Origin of the sequence: Chryseobacterium takakiae, assembly GCF_900129385.1 — a bacterium.
GTDB classification, from domain to species: domain Bacteria; phylum Bacteroidota; class Bacteroidia; order Flavobacteriales; family Weeksellaceae; genus Chryseobacterium; species Chryseobacterium takakiae.
The window spans coordinates 369791-389296 of the sequence record NZ_FQVO01000001.1 but is presented as its reverse complement, the minus strand read 5'-3'; the positions used below and the strand labels follow the sequence as shown (position 1 = coordinate 389296).

Below are 19506 nucleotides of genomic sequence, written 5' to 3'. Positions count from 1 at the left end.
ACAGTGTACCAATGACTGATTGTTTTACGAATATATTGTTACATTGGTCAATTGCTACACTATTACATTATTTTATTTTTTAACCGCATTAATCATTTCCCTTTTCCCGGGAGGCCCCTGTTTTTTTTCCACGCTAAAATCAAGTTCCTGAAGAATTCTTCTTACACTTCCTTTTGAAGAATAGGTTGTTAACAAACCGTTAACCGCCATTTTGTCAGAAACCATCTCAAATAAAGGTTTTTCCCAAAGATCTGGCTGCACTCTTGCTCCGAAACAATCGAAATACACAAGATTAATTTTTGGTAAGTCTATGTTTTTCAGGTCAAAAAAATCACATTTTATTTTTTTTAAGTGAAAGCCTTTAACGATTTCAGTTGGCTTTTCCCATTCGGCTTGATGAATTTTTTGATAAATATTTTTGAATTCCGGGTTATCAAACAGCTCAAAATAGGCCAAATCGTTCATTTCGGATTCATTTATGGGATATTTTTCGAGTGTAAAATAGTTGATGATATGATTTTTGTCAGTTTTTAAATATTCATTAATTGTTACCAAAACATTCAAACCTGTTCCAAAACCGAGTTCTAAAATATTAATTTCGTAATCATTTATTAAATTTAATCCATTTTTGATAAACACATGTTCCGCTTCTTGAAGCGCTCCGTGATGAGAATGGTAGTTTTCATTTAAATCATTGATATATAATGTTTTACTACCGTCGTTGGTGGTCTTTATTTCTCTTTTCAAACTATTTTTTTACAAAATTACTCTAAAATTTTTATATTTAGAAAATTATGTTAAATTTGTAGAACATCATAAAAAATTTTAGAAATGATAATTCAAAAAACTGAAAACTCCCGAATTTCTACATTCGATCCAAACAATTTTTCTTTCGGTAATACTTTTATTGATCACATGATCATCTGCGAGTATGAAGACGGAAAATGGGGTGATGTAAAATTGGTTCCTTATGGTCCATTAATGTTTACGCCTGCTATGATGGGGGTAAACTACGGACAAGCTTGTTTTGAAGGCATGAAAGCCTATAAAGACAAAGACGGACAGGTTTTCCTTTTCAGGCCCGAAAAGAATTTTGAACGTATCAATAAGTCGGCAAAACGTCTGGCAATGCCGGAAGTAACCGAAGAGATGTTCCTGGATGGATTAAAAGCATTGGTTGATATCGACAGAGACTGGATTCCTTATGGAGAAGGAATGTCCTTATATATCAGACCTTTAATTTTCGCAACCGAAGAAGCGTTGAAGGCAAGAGTAGCGAATAAATATATGTTTGCTATCGTTGCAACTCCGGCAAAAAGCTACTATACAGCTCCGGTTTCCGTAAAAATTTCAGACCACTATTCAAGAGCAGCAAGCGGCGGGGTAGGCTCCGCAAAAGCTGCCGGAAACTATGCTGCATCGTTCTATCCTACACAGCTTGCCATTGAAGAAGGGTATGAGCAGATCATCTGGACAGACGATGCCACTCACGAATACTTTGAAGAAAGCGGAACAATGAACGTTTTTGTAAGAATCAATGACACGATCTATACGCCGCCAACTTCAGAAAAAATCCTTGATGGAGTTACCAGAGACAGTTTCATTCAGCTGGCTAAAAAGAGAGGTATTGAAGTGAAAGTTGAGCCTATCAAAGTAAAAGATGTTATCGAAGCTCAGAAAAACGGAACCTTAAAAGAAGTTTGGGGTGTAGGAACAGCAGTAGTAACAACCGTTTTTGAAGCATTAGGATATCAGGGAGAGAAGCTTGCATTACCAAAACTTTCCAGTGAAGAAAGCTTTGCGGAATTGCTTAAAAATGATTTGGTAAGCCTTCAGAACAACCTTTCCGAAGATCCTTTCGGATGGAGAGTATTGGTAGACCACGTATTGGAAACCGTATAATTTTCAATTTAAATATTTACAAAAAGCCGGGATTTCCCGGCTTTTCGCGTGCGTATACTTTATTTACTTCAAGCTTTCTACAATGTTTCCACCGTGTTTGTCATGCTGTAAGCATCTCAGCATAGTTTAGTAACAAAATGCTTGCTTGGTTTAGATCCTTTACAGGATGACATTAGAGTATTAATTTTTTAAATAAATTATAAGAAGTGTCTAAAATTCCCCTCCCTTGGAGGGGTGGCAAAAATTCTTAGAATTTTTGACGGGGTGGTTTTCAAAAGTGAATAATACTGAATTGTGAATTGTCAATAGTGGATATATAACAAAATTTACAATTCACTCGCAGAAATTCACCATTCACCTTCATCCTAGCCACGATTGCAGCAATTGTTTGAGCTCATTTTGTATGGTTTTGGTTGCGGTGGCGAAGCCGCCGCAACCAAAACCATACAAAATAGCGAGTGCGGAAAGCGTGAATAAGCTCCTGGAAAAATAAAACGGTAGATCATCAATAGAGAGCCTCACAATTTCATACGCACCATCCCTGTGAAATATGCAAACTTTGCTTTACAACTTTTGTTAATCATTCCCGAAATGTGTATTTTCGCAAAAGTTTATGAAAAAAATACTCTTCATATTGGTTCTCGGCTTATTCAGCTGCAGCAAGAATACACAGACGCATCCACCTGTGGGCGGTGTGCTCAGTAAGAATGACCTTGACGTTTCCAAGCAAAGAATGAAAAACCTGAACAGCCAGGAAAGATACCATATTCAGGAATGGATCAACGGGCAGCCGGCAAAATATTATCCTACCCAGCTCAATTACTGGGTAAATGTTCAGGGGTTTGACCAGAGACAGCGAAGGCAGGATGATACTTTTATTTCCTATTCGTACGATCTGTATGATTTTGACCAGACGAAGATCTACGACCAGCCGATACAGAGAAGAGATGCCAGATTCGGACACTTTGATGAGCTGAAAGCGGTAGAAGATGCTTTGCGTTTTATCCATGATGGGGAAGAAGTCACGCTTTTGGTTCCTTCGGCTCTTGCCTACGGCACGTACGGCGATGAGAAGAAAATCGATAATGATATCCCGTTAATCATAAAATTAAAAGCATTATAATCAATGAAATTGTTTAACAAAAATATAATTCTGGCAGCGGCAAGTATTTCGCTCATGAGTTGTACACCAATTTATAAAAAAATGAACGTAGACAAAGAAACTTACGAAGGTCTTAACGACGGACTGTATGCAAATCTTCAGACAACGAAAGGAAATATGATCGTGAAGTTTGAAGACAAAAAAGCACCTGTAACGGTAGCGAATTTTATTGGCCTTGCAGAAGGGAAAATAGACAACAAGGCAAAAGCCAAGGGAGTTCCTTACTATGACGGAACCATTTTCCACAGAGTGATCAAAGATTTCATGATCCAGGGAGGAGATCCTCAGGGAACGGGAATGGGAGATCCGGGATATAAATTCGAGGACGAAAGAAACGACCTTAAGCATACCGGAAAAGGAATTCTTTCCATGGCCAATTCAGGACCGAATACCAACGGTTCTCAGTTTTTCATCACGGAAGTAGCAACACCGTGGTTAGACGGAAGACACACCATCTTCGGAAAAGTGGTAAAAGGAGAAGAAGTAATCGATGCAATTGCCAATGTAGAAAAAGGTCCTCAGGATAAGCCTAAAACAGATATCGTATTGGAAAAAGTGTCTGTTTTCAGCAAAGGAGACGAATACAAAAACTACGACGCTGCGAAAACCTTCACGGAAGGAAAAGCGAAAATCGCAGAAAACAATAAGGCGTATTTAGCGAAAGAAGAAGCGGATAAAAAGAAGAAGGAAGAAGAATTCAAAGCCAATCAGGAGAAAATGGTGGAGGATTTAAAAGCAGGAATGCAGAAAACCGAATCCGGACTGTATTATAAAATCACCAAAACAACGGACGGAAAAGCACCGAAAGCAGGTGACAATGTTTCCGTACACTACGCAGGAAAATTGGTTGACGGTTCCGAATTCGATTCTTCATTCAAAAGAAACGAGCCGATTGAGATTCCGATCGGGATGGGAAGAGTAATCAAAGGATGGGACGAAGGAATCCTTTTATTGAAAGAAGGAGAAACCGCTACCTTATTGATTCCGCCGGCAATGGGCTACGGAGAAAGAGGAGCAGGAGGCGTAATTCCGCCAAATGCATGGCTGATCTTCGATGTTGAGCTGGTAAAAGTGAAATAATCAGATCTGATAATATAATGAAAGCCGTCCGCAAGGATGGCTTTTTTGTTGTGTTAAAGACGTCATTTCGGGTAGAAAATTATGCACTACGTCACTTCGAGTAGCTTGCAAAGCGTATCGAGAAGTTTGGTAATTCGTTCTCGATACATTTTCTGCGCTGCGCTGCGAAAACACTCGAACTGACGAGCTTTCATTCTCACTGAAATAGTGCTCAACGTCACTTCGGTAGATTTTGAAAAATCGTATCGAGAAGTTTGTCAATATAAAGTTCTCGATACATTTTCTGCGTTACGCTGCGAAAACACTCGAACTGACGACGCGATGGAAATTATGCAGATCGTCATTTCGATACATTTTCTGCGCTGCGCTGCGAAAACACTCGAACTGACGAAGCGATGGAAATTATCAGATCGTCACTTCGAGTAGATTTTGAAAAAATCGTATCGAGAAGTTTGTCAATATAAAAGTTCTCGATACATTTTCTGCGCTGCGCTGCGAAAACACTCGAACTGACGAAGCGATGGAAATTATGCAGATTGTCACTTCGATTAGATTTTGAAAAATCGTATCGAGAAGTTTGTCAATATAAAAGTTCTCGATACATTTTCTGCGCTACGCTACGAAAACACTCGAACTGACGAGCTTTCATTCTCACTGAAATAGTGCTCAACGTCACTTCGAGTAGATTTTGAAAAAATCGTATCGGGAAGTTGAACAATATTAAGGTCTCGACACATTTTTGTAACGATCCCGCCGAATCCCACGACCTATCAGGAAATTCAACGTCAGTATAGGTAGATTTGCAACAAAGTTTGTTAATATAAAGTTCTCGATACATTTCTCCATTACATTTCGAAAACACTCGAACTGACGTGCAAAAACAATAATAAAAAATTATGAAAACCAAATCCCTTCTGTTTGCATTTGTACTGATGTCCTCTTTGATTTTTGCCCAGACAAAACAGAATCCCGACGATGCAGCCATTAAAAAAAGTCTTTCCTATTTCATGAATTCGGTTATGGCTAAAAAGATCGACCAGGCGGTAGGTTTTATTTATCCTAAATTTTTCACGGTAGTCCCGAAGGAACAGATGACCCAGATCCTGAACATGACGTACAACAATCCCTTCATGAAGATTGAGGTCAGCAACCTGAAATTCGGGAATATTGAAAAGCCGGAGCTCATCAACGGGGAATATTTCTCCATTGCCCAGTATTATTTTACCATGAAGTGCAATATGTCTTCCCTGAACGACGACATGAAAAAGCAGGTCAACACCATGCTGGAAAAAAGATACGGCAAGAACAACGTAAAATACCTGTCGAAGGAAGGCATTTACACCATCAACACCAATATGAAAGCTTGCGCCGTTTCCAAAGACCGTAAAAACTGGAAGTTTGTGATTGTCGAAAAGGAATACAAACCGCAACTGGTAAAAGTGCTTCCGAAGAAGGTATTGGATAAAATTTAGAATTTTAGATGTTTTATTGAAAGCTGTCCGTTGGGATGGCTTTTTTGTGTAAAAAATTCAGGGAAAATACGGAAAGCCGTAATTATTTATTACTATATATTTATAATTTTAAAATCTAAATGATTGTACTTATATGGCTAAAAAGAAAAATGTTGAGCATGTCCAAATTTCACTTACTGATTTTATTGACTATGTTTCAAAAATTGGAACAACTAAATTTACAAAAGTTAAAGAAATTAAAAATAGGGATCCATATCATCCCGCTTTTGATTTTTGGAAACCTTTAAGAGAAAAAATAGTTGAGATCCATAAAGAAAATAAAAACAAAAATTTACTTAACGAAGTAATGAATGGTTTAACGGATAAAAATAAAATTAATCTATATCCACATTTAATTACACAGTATAAATCTTTTTTAGGCAAAAAAAAGCTTGAATGGATTGAACCTCCTTTTGCAGATTGGAAGATGAATGATTTAAGAATCAAAATAAATCCAGAAGTAGGACTTTTTATAAATGATAAGCCTTATATAATTAAATTATACTTTAAGTCAGAATCATTATCTAAATCCAAAGCTGATTTAATTCTTTTGATGATGAATGAAAACCTTAAAAAAGGTGATTTTATAGACGCGAATTTCGCTATTCTAGATATTTCTAAGAAAAAACTGTATGAAAATTCATCTCTTAATAGTATACATTTAAGTTTAATTGAAGGCGAGGCTTTAAGTTTTTTAAAAATTTGGGATAGTATTTAAAAAACTATTATATTGACTACTTAATAATAACAACTTATATACATGGATATAGAAATTTTTAGAATTGAAGGATTACATAATTCAAAAAACTATGAATTGAAGTTTGACAGTAATAGATTAATATTGGTTTCGGATAATGGATCGGGAAAAACTACAATTGTTAATATTTTCTATTATTTTTTATCCAAACAATGGAATAAATTGTTGGAATATAATTTTAAAAGAATTTATTGTAAAATAAATAATGAAGAAATTGAATTTACAAAAAGATTTTTTCAAAATCTTTTAAAAAGAGATAACAGATTTAAAAATAAATTTTCACTTAACACTTTAAGAAAACTTAATGAAATTTCTGCGAAAATTAATCCATTTGAATTATTCAACTTAACTGAATCTGAATTAGATTTGCTATCTAACAAATACAGCATACCATCAAGTATAATAAGGGAATATATTTTTGATGTTTATGAGAAAAAAGAAAATATTGAAAACCATGAAAATATAAAAAATATTGAGACAAAATTAAACTCAATATTAGTAGAAACAAAAATTATATATCTTCCAACTTATAGAAGAATTGAAAAAGATTTAATAAATATATTGCCTCATTTAGAAAGAACAGTTAAAGATTATGAAATAATCCAGAATCGTAAATCTTCAAGTAATGATGAAAAGTTTGTTGAATTAGTAGAGTTTGGAATGAATGATATTCAACGAAAAATAGAAAAGAGATGTCTTGAATTAAAAAATTATTTTTATGATTCTTTAAACTCAAATTTAATAGGTTCTTACTTAGATGACATTCTTAATAGGAGTTATAGTAATTTTGATTTTTCAAAGATTTTACAAATTGATGATACTGCATTAAATTATATTTTAAAAAGGCTTGATGACTCTGTAATAAGTAAAGCAGGAAAAACGAAGCTAGAAGAATTTGTAAAACGTTTACAGTCTAATTATTCTATTGAAAATATTGAAGATAAAATTAATGCACATTTTGTTTGGAAACTTTTCGAAATCTATCGAGATCAAAAGCGACAAGAAAGTGATATAATTGATCTAATTAATATTTGTAATGAATATATTAGAAATGAAAAAGAATTAATTTACAATAAAGATGAGTTTAAAGTAGAAATTGAATTAAAATATTCTTTTTATACTAAAATTAAAAATCTTTTTGATGAAGATGTAAAAAATGATAAAAGAAATTTAATTGAGCTGAAGGATCTTTCATCTGGCGAAAAACAAATTATTTCATTGTTCACACATTTAATTCTTTCATCCAAAGATTACTTTATTATTATTGATGAACCAGAACTCTCATTGTCTGTTCCATGGCAAGAAAAATTTTTGAGTGATATTTTAAAACTAGAAAAATGTAAAGGACTCTTTGCGGTAACACATTCACCATTTATTTTTCATAATAACCTTAGAAATTATACACATTCATTAGAAGAATTTAAAGAGAAGAAATGAGCTTATTAGATATTCTTGATGAAAAAGTTTTATCACCAGCTGCGTCATACATAAAAATAATTTCACAGTATAAAAGTGATGATAATACAATTTTTTGTTTTGTTGAAGGCATTGAAGATATTTCTTTTTATAGTCAATTTATTGAGAGAAATATAGAAAATGAATTGAAATTTATTGTTTGTAATGGTAAAGGAAATGTTATTGACAACCATAAAAGTCTTGATTGGAATTTTTATAGTAAAAAAAGGATTTTATTTTTTATAGATAAAGATTTTGATGATTACATTGGTCAAGAATTATACGAAGACGATAATATATTTATAACAGAACTTTACTCTATTGAAAATTATCTTGTGGACGAACATACATTAAGAAAATTCATTATAGATAATTGCTTAATTAGTGATGAGACAATTATAAATTTAGCGGTCGAAAATTTTAAAATTCAACACAAAGAATATATTGGACAGTTAAAAAAAATTTCTGCATGGATGATGTATTGTAGAAAACATAATTATAAGGTAAATTTTAATGATATTAAAATATCAGATTTGTTTTTTATAAATAAAGAAGGGATTTTAAAAAAGAAGGATTTAGGTTCATATGAAACATCTTTTAAATATATTTGTGATAAAACAGGATGTGATAATTTTAGTTTGCCAGAGATAAAAGAATTCTACAAGAAAATTGATTTGGAGTCTAAACCTCAAAAATTTATAAGAGGTAAATATGATTTGTATTTTATGTTTTTATATCTAAAATATATTTCTGAGGAAATAGTATTAGAGATATCCAAAGAAGTCAAAAAATTTAACGCAAATGCACCTAACAAAAAATTAATAAGACCAAAACTGTTAATACAAGTAAATGAAAGCAATATCTTTCAAATATTGAATAATAAAGTAAAACTTCCAATAAAATTAAAAGAATTTATAGATACTATAAATTAGTTATACTATAAACCTTATTTTAGCCATAAAATAAGTCCATGATAAAAATCCTCTACACTTTTTTCTTATGTTCAGCAGTTACGGTTTTCGGGCAGGGTAAAAACTTTTTTGAAAAAGGGGAGGTGCAGCTGCAGCAGCCTGTTGAAAAAGTCAGTCTGAGATATGAAAACAACCTGCCGTTTGTAAAGGTGGACATCAGCGGGAAAACCTACAACTTCATTTTCGATTCCGGGGCGCCGACGGTTATTTCCCAGGCGATTTACAAAGAACTCAACCTCAGAAAAAAATACAAAAGATCGATCAAAGATTCTGATGAAAAGGTGCAGCAGCAGATCTTCACCGAACTTCCTGAAATGAAAGTGGATCACCTTGTGTTCAAAAATGTAGGCGCGATTGTGCTGGATCTCAATTCGGCGGAACTGGGCTGCCTGAAAGTGGATGGCATTATCGGAGCCAATCAGATGGCCAAACTCTTCTGGAAAATCAACTATTCCGAAAATGTATTGGAAGCCTCTGCAGATCTTTCCAACTTTAACGTGAAGGACTATGACATCGTCATTCCTTTTGAAAGTCAGCCCCAAAAAACACCGACTATTACCGCATCGCTTCTCAACAGAGATATAAAACTCACTTTCGACACCGGGTTTACTGGCAGACTGGAAGTTTCCGGTGACGGCATCAATCCGAAGACCTTTCAGCATGTCATCAAAACATTCGGGACACGTACGACCGGTGCTTTCGGGACCGCTACTCCGGCAGCAGGATATATTTTCCGCACCGATTCCCTGAAGATGGGAAATACGCTCTTTCAGGATGAAAGAATAGGAACCGGGAAAACCGATCTTATCGGCAATGAGTTCTTGAAAGATTTCACCTTCATCCTCGACTGGAAAAACAGCAATATCTACATGAAAAGAATTGCTAAAAGTCCGCCAACCCTTGAGTCGTTTGGGTTCAGCTACCGCTTTGTTGACGGTAATGCAATGGTGACTTTTGTGTTTGAAGAAGACAATTTTCCGCTGAAAATAGGAGATGCCATTCTCAGCATCAATGGAATTTCTTTACAGAACCTTGATAAAGAAAAGTCGTGTTATTATTTCATTAATCGTGTAGAAAAAGATTTGGACAGCCTTAAATTACAGATAAAACGAGGCGGTAAAATCATTGATATACAAATGAATAAAAAGGTGTATTTGAAGTAATTTTGTTTGTTCGTTTCAGACGATAATTACTATATCGGAATAGTTTTATCCTACAATAAATCTGCAAAATCTGCAAAATCAGCGGGAGAAAAACAATAGTATCTTTTATTTTTAGCGCAGAGAACGCTTTGTTATTTAATAAAAATATTGCACTTAACTCCGTTCGCAAAGGCGTTATACTCAGCAAATGATAGATGTGTTTCAAGAGATTGACAAGCTCAGTGTGACAACTCTAATACTAATGTTTTGTTCTTAGCGATGTCAGGCTGAGCCTGTCGAAGCCTTAGTTTAATAAGCAGACAACCAAAAAAAGCTTTGTTTTTAGCGCAAGTGCTGCAAAGGTTTATCATTAAATCAGATTTTATTATATCCCGCAGATTACACAGATAACGCAGATTAGATCATGCGCTTCATCAAATCAACTTGTTGATTAAACTTTGCTCCCTAAATAATGAAGTTACTTATCATCATCTTTGCGATTGAAAACCTATACACAATAATATATTGCTTTGCATAAGTGGCTGAAAAAATTTAAATGTCTACAAAATAAACGGTTATTATTTTCTAACTTGAAAATTACGGATTTATATTAAACACTTCGACAAGCTCAGTGTGACAGCTCTAATACTAACGTTTGTTTTTAGCGATGTCAGGCTGAGCCTGTCGAAGCCTTAGTTTAATAAGCAGACAACCAAAAAAAGCTTTGTTTTTAGCGCAAGTGCTGCAAAGGTTTATCATTAAATCAGATTTTATTATATCCCGCAGATTGCACAGATAACGCAGATTAGATCATGCGCTTCATCAAATCAACTTGTTGATTAAACTTTGCTCCCTAAATAATGAAGTTACTTATCATCATCTTTGCGATTGAAAACCTATACACAATAATATATTGCTTTGCATAAGTGGCTGAAAAAATTTAAATGTCTACAAAATAAACGGCTATTATTTTCTAACTTGAAAATTACGGATTTATATTAAATATTTCGACAAGCTCAGTGTGACAGCTCTAATACTAACGTTTTGTTCTTAGCGATGTCAGGCTGAGCCTGTCGAAGCCTTAGTTTAATAAGCGGACAACCAAAAAAAGCTTTGTTTTTATTGCAAGTGCTGCAAAGGTTTATCATTAAATCAGATTTTATTATATCCCGCAGATTGCACAGATAACGCAGATTAGATCATGCGCTTCATCAAATCAACTTGTTGATTAAACTTTGCTCCCTAAATAATGAAGTTACTTATCATCATCTTTGCGATTGAAAACCTATACACAATAATATATTGCTTTGCATAAGTGGCTGAAAAAATTTAAATGTCTACAAAATAAACGGCTATTATTTTCTAACTTGAAAATTACGGATTTATATTAAACACTTCGACAAGCTCAGTGTGACAGTTCTAATACTAACGTTTTGTTCTTGGCGATGTCAGGCTGAGCCTGTCGAAGCCTTAGTTTAATAAGCGGACAACCAAAAAAAAGCTTTGTTTTATTGCAAGTGCTGCAAAGGTTTATCATTAAATCAGATTTTATTATATCCCGCAGATTGCACAGATAACGCAGATTAGATCATGCACTTCATCAAATCAACTTGTTGATTAAACTTTGCTCCCTAAATAATGAAGTTACTTATCATCATCTTTGCGATTGAAAACCTATACACAATAATATATTGCTTTGCATAAGTGGCTGAAAAAATTTAAATGTCTACAAAATAAACGGCTATTATTTTCTAACTTGAAAATTACGGATTTATATTAAACACTTCGACAAGCTCAGTGTGACAGCTCTAATACTAACGTTTTGTTCTTAGCGATGTCAGGCTGAGCTTGTCGAAGCCTTAGTTTAATAAGCGGACAACCAAAAAAAGCTTTTATTTTCTTAGCGCTAGGATCGCTTGGTTATTGAATTAATATTTGTTGATTATTTCCGTTCGCAAAGGCGTTCTACTCAGCAAATGATAGATGTATTTCAAGAGATTTATAATTACATTAAAACAATGCTATCACTTGCTGAACAAAGTGCCCTTGCGAGCGAAAATTAACAAGCAATAACACATTGCTTTGCGATCGTAGCGTTAAATATCTAATGCTTATCAGTAATTCTCCGTAATTAGTATCCCGCTGATCCTGCAGATTGCCCAGATTAGATCAAGCGCTTTATCAAATCAACACAAACAGTCATACAATATTTCATTGTTTGACAACGTATTGTTGTTTTAAAAGTAACAAGCAGGTTTTCGGGAAATGGGACAAGAAATCACCTCATAAAAAAACCGCTCTTAAAAAGAACGGTTGAATATATTACCAGTTTTTATCGATCATATAAATAAGCTGGGTCATGGCTACTGCGCCCAAAAGAAGTTCCCGTCGGTTTACCTTTTCAAATGTGTCTTCTTCTGTGTGATGGATATCAAAATACCGCTGAGAATCCGGAACCAGCTCTGCAGCCGGAATTCCCATATCGTGAAGCGGATAAAGATCTGTTCCGGAATAGGTATTTTTAAAATCATAAATTCCGTACGGTAAAAAGAGTTCCGACCAGCTTTGGATCTGCTTTCTTTTTTCCTGGTCCATATCCAGGGAAATTCCTCTCGGGGTAAATCCGCCCGCATCGGATTCTATGGCAAACAGATGTTTCTCATTGCTTTCTTTGGCTGTTTTTCCATACTGAACACCGCCTTTAACCCCGTTTTCTTCATTGGCAAAACATACGACCCGGATGGTGTGGTTATTTCGTATTCCTAAGTTTTTAAAGGTTCTTAATACTTCGATACTCTGAACGATTCCTGCTCCGTCGTCATGAGCACCTTCGCCCACATCCCAGGAATCGAGGTGGCCACCGACTACAATCACGCTTTGATCTTTCTTACCGGTAATTTCCCCGATCACAGAGTGGGACAGCTTCTCGCCTTTCATCCCGCAGTTGGAATTAAGCTTTGCCGTAACTTTTTGGGATTGCAGCAGTTTGGCAAGCTCATCTGCAGTAGTGCTTCCGATGGCTACTGCAGGAATTTTCTTGCCGTCTGCGTAACGCATTGCTCCGGTATGCGGAACATCGTCAAAAGCAGAAGAAAGCGAACGGATGATGGCAAATTTACCTCCTTTTTTTGCAGTTAAAGAAGCCGCCGTTGTTCTGTATTTCGCTGCATCACCATATCCTCGAAATGTTTCAATATAAGACTGGCTGAAAGGGTAATTGAAGAACACAATTTTATCTTTCACCTGTTCCGGGGAAAGTTTTTCGTATTCTTCCATCGAACGAACCATGATGATCTCGCCGGTAACATCTTTTCCGCCCGTTCCTTCAGAATTGCCCAGCGAAAGCATTTTTAAACTTTTCCAGTTTCCGTTGGACGTTTTGATCTGCAGCGATTCTTTTCCTCTTACCCACACCGGGACCATGACTTCCTGAAGCCATACTTTGTCGGCTCCCGCATCACGGAGCTTTTGTTCAGCCCACTTTACGGCCTTTTCATAGGATTCGGAACCGCTGAGACGGTGGCCGATATTTTTGGTTAAATCTCTCAGCTCGTTGTATGCTTTTCCTTTATTTAAAATTTCCGTAGAAATCTTTGCAAATTGTAGGGAGTCTTCTTTTGCCTGTGCGGAAACAGCGATGCTTCCGGCTATAAGTAGGGTGCTTAAAATATTTTTCATGTATTGTTAATCCTATTTATAATGGGTTGGTGGGTAAACTTCGTAGTGAAAGAAAGCATACAATAGTTTCAAATTAATTTATTAAACTCATTAATAGCTTTAGTATGCTTACATTATAAATTATTTTTAACATTAAGAAAGTTAAGAGAATTGTCTTAAAAAACTTAATAAAACAATTAATTGGTTTCTTAATTCGTTTCAACTTAATTTACTGAAATTCTTAATGTTAAATTGAAAAATAAACAAAGTTTATTGAATTGAGAAATTTAAGAATAAAACTATAAAAAATCACGTAGTAAAATTTCATAGCCTCTTAATGTTAATTGATGCTGCCTTTCATGTTACGCTTTAATTTCGACATCCAGCTGTCTGCCTTCCGCCTCCGCTTTTTTATCGAGAGAACTGCCCACTACAACACCAATGCCTAGCCCGATAGGCAATCCGATGCTGAGCAATGCAATATTATGAATAAGCAGCCCGAAAGCAACACCAATCGGCACTCCGAATGCGCCCATTCCAACAGCCATCCACAAATTGCGGTAGTAGTTTTTAGGGACAATCTTGTGTTCTTTTTCTAAGATTTTAATGATGTCGTTTTGTTTTTGCTTCAGCAGTTTGTATAAATCTTTGTCACGCAAGTTCGTGGAATTGATTACTGCCGTCCCGCGGTTAATCTTCTCTGCCGTTTCAGGTGAAATTTTATTTTTTCCGAGTTCATTCAGCAGTTGTTGAAACTGGTCATAGAGTGCTTGGGTTTTGGTATCGGTGAAGAGTTCGGGTTTCAGATCAGGTTTGATGATTTCCATATGCTTTTTTTATGGTGGTTGTTTTTATAAAACGCAAAGCTATACAAAGTTTTTTTAATTAAGATGCTTATGTTTAAGGTAAACAAAGGCGTAAACTTGACAACGAAATACAAGCTTATTTCACTATTACCAGTTTTTATCGATCATAAAGATCATTTGTGTCATGGCAACGGCGCCAAGCAGCAGCTCTCTTTTATTCACTTTATCAAAAGTATCCTGTTCAGAATGATGATAATCGAAATATCTTTGAGTATCTACAACCAGCTCAGCCAAAGGAATATCCAGTTTTTTTAATGGAGAAATATCCTGAATGGCATCTGTCTGATCAAAATCGTAGACTCCGTAAGGAAGAAAGTAGTTTTTCCACTCGAAAATCTGCCGTCTTCTTTGGGGAGACATGTCCAGAGAAAAACCTCTAGGGGAATATCCTCCTGCATCGGTTCCCAGTGCAAAAATATGTCTTTCCTCTTTCTTTTTCACATAAGCAGCATACATCTCGCGGCCCTGTCCGCCATTTTCACTGTTAGCGAAAAAAACCACACGGATGGTATGCCTGTTTTCAATACCGAGCGCTTTCAAAGTTCTCAGGACTTCTATACACTGAACAACGCCGGTTCCGTCATCAATTGCACCTTCACCAAAATCCCAGGAATCCAGCTGTGCACCAAGAAGAATTACATTAGAATCTTTTTTTCCGGGTATTTCTGCAATGATATTAGGGTTTCTGGTTTCACCCTTTGATTCTGCGGTCATATTGATTTTAGCGATAACTTTCTGTTTTTTCAGCAGCTTTTCAAGCTCGTCTGCAGATCTCGCTCCGATGGTCAGTGCCGGGATTTTAACTTTATCATCCGGTTCATAATAAATCATCTTCGCATGTGGCGTATCGTCGTTGGCTGTGGTCAATGAGCGTATAATTAACGCTTTTGCACCTGTTAAAGCAATCACGGAAGGGGAGATAAGCTTAGATTTTGCGGCAATAAGATAGGAATCACTGGTATTGATAATTTTCGGATCCATCGGAAGATTTACGAAAACAATTTTATCCTTCAGCTGACCTATTGAAGTGGCGTTGAGCTCCGTTACACTACTCATTAATACAATTTCGCCTGTAAGATCTTTCCCTCCGGTACCTTCAGAGTTTCCGAAGGACAGCATCCTGATATTTTTCCAGTCACCGTTTCCTGCTTTTATCTGAAGAGATTCTCTTCCTCTTATCCACACCGGAACTTTTGCTTCCTGTCTCCAGATCATTTCCACGCCTATTTCCTTCAGCTTTCTTTCTGCCCATTCTGCCGCTTTCATATATCCCGTAGTAGCGCTGAAGCGTGACCCTATCCCTTTGGTAAGTTCTCCCAGATTATTATAAGCCGTACCATTCACCATGATTTCATCCGAAATTTTTTTAAACTCATCATGATAATTGAGCTTTTGGGTAATGGCAGCCTTTCGTACCGGTTTTTTTACCGGTTTTTTCTGAGAAAATAAAAATCCACCCAAAAAGAGTGGAATGATAATGAAGATCTTTTTCATTTATTTTACCGTTCTTTTTCCATGCTAAAAGTAAGGAAAAAATGGTTAGTATTATTGTTTCATATCGTACATTAGGAGTGCGGTAACCAATTTGGGCTCAATGAATGTGCATTTCGGAGGCATGCTCAACTTTAAATCTGAAATTTTAATCATATCATTAAAGCTTACGGGGTAAATCCCGAATCCTGCTTTTCCTGCTCCGCTGTCTATTTTTTCTTTAAGATGATTGATTCCTTCAATATTGGACGTTCCTTTGATATAATCGATTTTTTCAGAGCTGTCCGGATCTTCGATTTTTAAAATATTCTTGAAAACATATTTGTCAAGAAGATGGTGATCCAGGTTATCCAGAGACATTTCCTGTGAACGCAGATCATGTTTTACGTGGAGCGAGTAGAATTTGCCGTCCATATACATCGAGATATGGAATTTCTGAGAAGGGAAATATGCTGTTTCTCCTTTTTCATGGATGAGGAAATAGGTTTCCAGCTCTTTTAAAAATTCTTCGTTTGAGAGTCCGTTAAGATCGGTTACGATCCGGTTGTAATCATGGATTTTAATCGACTGGTTGGAAACGATAAAGCTGTAGACAAAGTTGTAAAGTTCTGTTCCGTTATGTCTTTTGTTTTTTTCTTTCTGATGTTTGGCGTTCAGTGCGGTAGATCCTATTCTGTGGTGTCCGTCTGCAATATAAAAAGAGTCGATCTGGTCAATCACTTCCTTGAACTGCTGTAATTTAAGACGGTTATCAATCCTCCAGATTTTATGCCTGATTCCTTTGGTATCGACGTGATTAAAGATCGGAACATTCTTTTCCTCATGGTTCATGAGAAGCTCAATCTTGGAATTGGCAGGGTAGGTAAGCAATACCGGTTCTGCCTGAAGGTTCACCTTTTCCAGGTAATGCGCAAGTTTTTCCTTTTTCTGCGGAATGGTGCTTTCGTGCCTTTTGATTTTTCCGTTCCAGAAATCTTCAATACTTGCCAATCCTAAAAGACCTCTGAAAACCTGTTTGTTGGGATAGATCTGCTCATAAAGATAATAGGCCGAATTGTCCTGAACGAGCTTGTTTTCGTCCATCAGTTCTTCAAATGTAGAACGGATTTTTCTTAAATTCCTATCAATATCTTTGGATTTACTTACAACATAAGGTTTTATCATATTGATGTAAGTATCTTCAACTTGAGCTTTTTCCGCTATCTCTTCCTGGCTGAAGTTATCAAGAGGATGAGTAGGGAAAGTACTCTCATAGTCTTTATGAGGTCTTATTCCGCGAAAAGGTTTAAAAACAGGCATATTTTATTGTATAGTTTCTTTTATTTTGATAATTTGTTCTGCAAGTTCTACCCCGATTTTTTCCTGAGCATCTACCGTGTTTCCTCCTACGTGCGGAGACAGAGACAATGCCGGATTCATCAGCAGAAGGACTTCCGGATTGGGTTCTTTTTCAAAAACATCCAGTGCAGCGCCGGCCACTTTCCCGGATTCGATAAAATCGATCAGGGCTACTTCATTCATGACGCCGCCTCTTGCAGTATTTACAATATAGACTCCATCCTTCATTTTTTCAAACTGGGGCGTGTCTATGATATATTCATTCGTTTTCGGAGTATTAATGCTGATAAAGTCTGCTTCTTTAAGGAAGGCATCCATATCATTGGTGGAAGTGATTTCAAAGTTTACCGTCTGCCCGTCGAAAAACTCAAGGCTGAGAACTTTTGTTTTTGGTTTTCTTGTGAGAACAATGACTTTCATACCCAAAGAGATTCCCATTTTAACTACTTCCTGACCAATGCTCCCGAAGCCGATCACTCCTAATGTTTTTCCTGAAAGTTCATACGCTTTGCTGAACGATTTTTTCATGGCATCAAAATGGGTTTCCCCTTCCAGCGGCATTAATCTATTCGATTCATGAAGGAATCTTGCCAGGGAGAAAAAATGCCCGAAAACAAGTTCGGCAACGGATTTCGAAGAAGCTGTTGGTGTATTGATGACATACAGTCCTTTTTCAATAGCATACTCCACGTCGATATTATCCATTCCGATACCGCCTCTTCCGATGATTTTAAGTCCGGGACACGCGTCAATCAGCTCCTGTCTCACTTTGGTGGCGCTTCTTACCAGCAGAACATCAACATTATTCTCATTGATGAAGTTGATGACGTGATCCTGTGCAACCCTGTTGTCCAGAATTTCGATTCCTGCATTTTTTAATGCCTGTTCGCCTGCTTTGGAAATACCGTCGTTCGCTAAAACTTTCATTTTTTTATTGATTTAAGATTTAAAATGATCTTATTTAAAAAATTCTAAATCGGCTCGCAAATTAAGAAAATTTAAAATAATGGTACTCATTTTTTAATCTCTGAATTTTTATTTTGTCAATTATTTGAACGATTTCATGACATCTACCAGCACCTGAACACTTTCGATCGGTAATGCGTTGTAAAGGCTCGCACGGTATCCTCCAAGACTTCTGTGTCCGTTCAGTCCGCTGATTCCTGCAGCTTTCCATGCATTGTCGAATGCTTCTTTTTTGCTTTCGTCGGTAATTTTAAAAGAAACGTTCATCAGGGAACGGTCTTCTTTTACACAGAATGTTTCAAACAGCGGGTTGCTGTCTATTTCGTCGTATAATAATTTTGCTTTTGCTTCATTTCTTGCTTCCGCACCTGCAATTCCTCCGTTTTGCTCAAGGTGCTGTAAGGTAAGCAAAGATGCATACACCGGAAAAACCGGAGGGGTGTTGTACATCGATTCTTTCGCAATATGCTGGGAATAATCCAGGATGGAAAACATATTTTCTCTTCCTGTTTTGCCTAAGATCTCTTTTTTGATTACTACCAAAGTCACTCCCGCAGGTCCCATATTTTTTTGTGCTCCGGCATAGATAAGATCAAATTTTGAAAAATCCAGCTGTCTTGAGAAAATATCAGAGCTCATATCACAAACCATCAGGGTATCTACTTCCGGGAAAGATTTTATCTGAGTTCCGTAAATGGTGTTATTGGAAGTGCAGTGGAAATAATCGTATTCCGAACCTACGGTATACTCTTTCGGAATGAAAGAGTAGTTTTCTTCTTTAGATGAGCCTACAACATCAACATTTCCTATTTTTTTAGCTTCTTTAACAGCTCCTGCTGCCCAAGTTCCCGTATCAAGATACGCTGCTTTTCCGCCCACTTTCATCAGGTTGTACGGAACCATGGCAAACTGAAGGCTCGCACCACCGCCCAGATACAGCACTTCATAGTCATCACCAAGATTCATCAGTCTTTTTACAATGGCACGTGCTTCATCCATTACCGCTACAAAATCCTTGCTTCTGTGGGATATTTCCAGAAGAGATAAGCCGATTCCGTTGAAATCTAAAATGGCCTGTGCCGATTTTTCGAAAACTTCCTGAGGTAAAATACATGGTCCTGCGCTAAAGTTGTGTTTTTTGCTCATATTATTTATTTTTTGGCTGCCGCAACACGTTGATTGTACGGCTTCATTTATAATTATTATAA

General features: G+C 36.2%; 15 protein-coding genes. 8 read left to right on the top strand and 7 right to left on the bottom strand.

The annotated features are described in order from the left end of the window. Nucleotides 1-72 precede the first annotated feature (72 nt). Nucleotides 73-747 carry a tRNA (5-methylaminomethyl-2-thiouridine)(34)-methyltransferase MnmC2 gene (gene mnmD / locus BUA76_RS01825; RefSeq protein WP_072883118.1) on the bottom strand — a complete coding sequence of 225 codons (675 nt, stop codon included), beginning with the start codon at nucleotides 745-747 and terminating at the stop codon, nucleotides 73-75. 84 nt (nucleotides 748-831) lie between these two features. Here mnmD and BUA76_RS01820 point away from each other — a divergent pair, with 84 nt between their 5' ends. The 8 genes from BUA76_RS01820 to BUA76_RS01785 all read left to right on the top strand — a co-directional run bounded on the left by BUA76_RS01820 (nucleotide 832) and on the right by BUA76_RS01785 (nucleotide 10001). Beyond that, nucleotides 832-1902 carry a branched-chain amino acid aminotransferase gene (locus BUA76_RS01820; RefSeq protein ID WP_072883117.1) on the top strand — a complete coding sequence of 357 codons (1071 nt, stop codon included), beginning with the start codon at nucleotides 832-834 and terminating at the stop codon, nucleotides 1900-1902. A gap of 613 nt (nucleotides 1903-2515) precedes the next feature. Beyond that, nucleotides 2516-3025, top strand: a complete 510-nt coding sequence (locus BUA76_RS01815) for an FKBP-type peptidyl-prolyl cis-trans isomerase (protein WP_072883116.1) — start codon at nucleotides 2516-2518, stop codon at nucleotides 3023-3025. Between the two features lie 81 nt (nucleotides 3026-3106). Next, entirely contained in the window at nucleotides 3107-4144 is a 1038-nt protein-coding gene (locus tag BUA76_RS01810; RefSeq protein ID WP_228408438.1) for a peptidylprolyl isomerase, read from the top strand. Between the two features lie 896 nt (nucleotides 4145-5040). Continuing rightward, the gene (locus tag BUA76_RS01805) at nucleotides 5041-5616 is read left to right on the top strand and encodes a hypothetical protein (RefSeq protein ID WP_072883111.1); all 576 of its coding nucleotides are present in this window, start codon (nucleotides 5041-5043) and stop codon (nucleotides 5614-5616) included. A 133-nt stretch (nucleotides 5617-5749) separates the two neighbouring features. After that, the gene (locus BUA76_RS01800) at nucleotides 5750-6373 is read left to right on the top strand and encodes a hypothetical protein (protein ID WP_072883108.1); all 624 of its coding nucleotides are present in this window, start codon (nucleotides 5750-5752) and stop codon (nucleotides 6371-6373) included. 42 nt (nucleotides 6374-6415) lie between these two features. Further along, complete coding sequence (locus tag BUA76_RS01795; RefSeq protein WP_072883104.1) at nucleotides 6416-7849, top strand: AAA family ATPase; 1434 nt, start codon at nucleotides 6416-6418, stop codon at nucleotides 7847-7849. Beyond that, nucleotides 7846-8799, top strand: a complete 954-nt coding sequence (locus BUA76_RS01790) for a DUF4435 domain-containing protein (RefSeq protein ID WP_072883102.1) — start codon at nucleotides 7846-7848, stop codon at nucleotides 8797-8799. Before BUA76_RS01795 ends, BUA76_RS01790 begins: the two co-directional genes overlap by 4 nt. 38 nt (nucleotides 8800-8837) lie before the next feature. Next, on the top strand, nucleotides 8838-10001 hold the full coding sequence (locus tag BUA76_RS01785; protein ID WP_072883098.1) for an aspartyl protease family protein: 1164 nt from the start codon (nucleotides 8838-8840) through the stop codon (nucleotides 9999-10001). Nucleotides 10002-12302: 2301 nt separating this feature from the next. Here the strand turns inward: BUA76_RS01785 and BUA76_RS01780 are convergent. The 6 genes from BUA76_RS01780 to serC form a co-directional block, all read right to left on the bottom strand. Then, the gene (locus BUA76_RS01780) at nucleotides 12303-13658 is read right to left on the bottom strand and encodes a M28 family peptidase (RefSeq protein WP_083573127.1); all 1356 of its coding nucleotides are present in this window, start codon (nucleotides 13656-13658) and stop codon (nucleotides 12303-12305) included. A gap of 341 nt (nucleotides 13659-13999) precedes the next feature. Further along, the gene (locus tag BUA76_RS01775; protein ID WP_072883095.1) at nucleotides 14000-14464 is read right to left on the bottom strand and encodes a hypothetical protein; all 465 of its coding nucleotides are present in this window, start codon (nucleotides 14462-14464) and stop codon (nucleotides 14000-14002) included. A gap of 126 nt (nucleotides 14465-14590) precedes the next feature. Next, nucleotides 14591-15997: a M20/M25/M40 family metallo-hydrolase gene (locus BUA76_RS01770; protein WP_072883093.1), complete on the bottom strand. Its 1407-nt coding sequence runs from the start codon at nucleotides 15995-15997 to the stop codon at nucleotides 14591-14593. Nucleotides 15998-16048: 51 nt separating this feature from the next. Next, nucleotides 16049-17293, bottom strand: coding sequence for a DUF1015 domain-containing protein (locus BUA76_RS01765; RefSeq protein ID WP_072883090.1), 1245 nt, complete (start codon nucleotides 17291-17293; stop codon nucleotides 16049-16051). A 3-nt stretch (nucleotides 17294-17296) separates the two neighbouring features. Continuing rightward, nucleotides 17297-18259, bottom strand: a complete 963-nt coding sequence (locus tag BUA76_RS01760; protein WP_072883088.1) for a D-2-hydroxyacid dehydrogenase — start codon at nucleotides 18257-18259, stop codon at nucleotides 17297-17299. 120 nt (nucleotides 18260-18379) lie between these two features. After that, nucleotides 18380-19444, bottom strand: coding sequence for a 3-phosphoserine/phosphohydroxythreonine transaminase (serC, locus tag BUA76_RS01755; RefSeq protein ID WP_072883086.1), 1065 nt, complete (start codon nucleotides 19442-19444; stop codon nucleotides 18380-18382). Nucleotides 19445-19506 lie beyond the last annotated feature (62 nt).

What these genes read in the sequence shown, in the direction of transcription:
- BUA76_RS01780 (WP_083573127.1), bottom strand. Translation starts at nt 13,658, where the DNA reads ATGAAAAATATTTTAAGCACCCTACTTATAGCCGGAAGCATCGCTGTT.
- BUA76_RS01805 (WP_072883111.1), top strand. Translation starts at nt 5,041, where the DNA reads ATGAAAACCAAATCCCTTCTGTTTGCATTTGTACTGATGTCCTCTTTG.
- serC (WP_072883086.1), bottom strand. Translation starts at nt 19,444, where the DNA reads ATGAGCAAAAAACACAACTTTAGCGCAGGACCATGTATTTTACCTCAG.
- BUA76_RS01810 (WP_228408438.1), top strand. Translation starts at nt 3,107, where the DNA reads ATGAACGTAGACAAAGAAACTTACGAAGGTCTTAACGACGGACTGTAT.
- BUA76_RS01785 (WP_072883098.1), top strand. Translation starts at nt 8,838, where the DNA reads ATGATAAAAATCCTCTACACTTTTTTCTTATGTTCAGCAGTTACGGTT.
- BUA76_RS01760 (WP_072883088.1), bottom strand. Translation starts at nt 18,259, where the DNA reads ATGAAAGTTTTAGCGAACGACGGTATTTCCAAAGCAGGCGAACAGGCA.
- BUA76_RS01765 (WP_072883090.1), bottom strand. Translation starts at nt 17,293, where the DNA reads ATGCCTGTTTTTAAACCTTTTCGCGGAATAAGACCTCATAAAGACTAT.
- BUA76_RS01800 (WP_072883108.1), top strand. Translation starts at nt 5,750, where the DNA reads ATGGCTAAAAAGAAAAATGTTGAGCATGTCCAAATTTCACTTACTGAT.
- BUA76_RS01790 (WP_072883102.1), top strand. Translation starts at nt 7,846, where the DNA reads ATGAGCTTATTAGATATTCTTGATGAAAAAGTTTTATCACCAGCTGCG.
- BUA76_RS01815 (WP_072883116.1), top strand. Translation starts at nt 2,516, where the DNA reads ATGAAAAAAATACTCTTCATATTGGTTCTCGGCTTATTCAGCTGCAGC.
- BUA76_RS01770 (WP_072883093.1), bottom strand. Translation starts at nt 15,997, where the DNA reads ATGAAAAAGATCTTCATTATCATTCCACTCTTTTTGGGTGGATTTTTA.
- BUA76_RS01820 (WP_072883117.1), top strand. Translation starts at nt 832, where the DNA reads ATGATAATTCAAAAAACTGAAAACTCCCGAATTTCTACATTCGATCCA.
- BUA76_RS01795 (WP_072883104.1), top strand. Translation starts at nt 6,416, where the DNA reads ATGGATATAGAAATTTTTAGAATTGAAGGATTACATAATTCAAAAAAC.
- BUA76_RS01775 (WP_072883095.1), bottom strand. Translation starts at nt 14,464, where the DNA reads ATGGAAATCATCAAACCTGATCTGAAACCCGAACTCTTCACCGATACC.